1 protein-coding gene is annotated in these 992 nt (G+C 76.8%); it reads left to right on the top strand.

The window, feature by feature from the left end; genetic code table 11:
• The coding region (locus G3I42_RS02360; protein ID WP_203606259.1) for an FAD-dependent monooxygenase at window positions 1-992 on the top strand (992 nt) is incomplete at both ends.

Here is a 992-nt window from a genome sequence, read left to right as displayed (position 1 = left end):
CGCCGGTCACGCAGGGCGACGCCCCGGCGGGGGCCCGGTGGTCGGGCTGGCGCCTGATGCGCCGTAAGCAGACGGTGCGGCACATCGCGTTCGGCGAGGGCGACGTCGCGGCGCGCGGCGCCACGTCGCGTACGGGCGAGCCGTTCGCCGCGCCGCTGCACATCCCGCAGCACGGCCTCGCCGTGGCGCTGCGCCGGGCTCTCGTCGGTTCGCCGCTCGTGACGCTCGTCGCCGACAGCCGCGTCGTCGCGCTGGAGCAGGACGCGGACGGCGTGACGGTGCGCACCCGCGGCACGGGGGGCAACTGGTGGCGCGGCAGTCACGTCGTCGGCTGCGACGGGCCGCGCTCCACGGTGCGCAAACTCATCGGCGTGCGCTTCCCTGGACGTTCGGGTCTGGAACGGCACGCGGTCGCCGCGTTGCGCGCGGAACTGCCGCATCCCGGCGAGGCGCTGCTGCACCGTTCGCCGCCGTGGCGCGGCGCGAGTCCGGAGATCGCGGCGCGTCCGCTGCCGGACGGCGCGTGGCGCCTCGACTGGCTGCTGCCCGCCGCGGGCGATCTCGTCACACCGGACGCACTCGTGGCGCGGGTACGGGAGACGCTGGCCGGCTGGTGCGGCGGCGAGACGCCTCCGTACGAACTCCTCGACACCGGCGTGTACACGGTGCACCACCGGCTCGCGCGGAGCTGGCGCGTCGATCGCGCGTTCCTCGCGGGGGACGCCGCGCACCTGGTCGGCGCAGTGGGCACGCAAGGGCTCGACGAGGGGCTGCGCGACGTGCGCAACCTGGCGTGGAAGCTCGCAGCGGCCGCGCGCGGCGAGGCGGGTCCCGGGCTGCTCGACAGCTACCAGGCCGAGCGGCTCGGGGCGGTCTCCGCCCGGCTGCGCGCCGCCGACCAGTCGCTCCCGATACTGCGCGGCGGCGGCCTGCTGCGCGAACTCGTGCCCGGCACGGCGCGCGGGCACGAGTCGCTGCTGAGCGACGCACAC

Source organism: Streptomyces sp. SID11385 (genome assembly GCF_010548245.1).
Lineage (GTDB): Bacteria > Actinomycetota > Actinomycetes > Streptomycetales > Streptomycetaceae > Streptomyces.
Note: the sequence above shows the minus strand (reverse complement) of the source record. Positions and strands in the feature narration are given on the sequence as shown.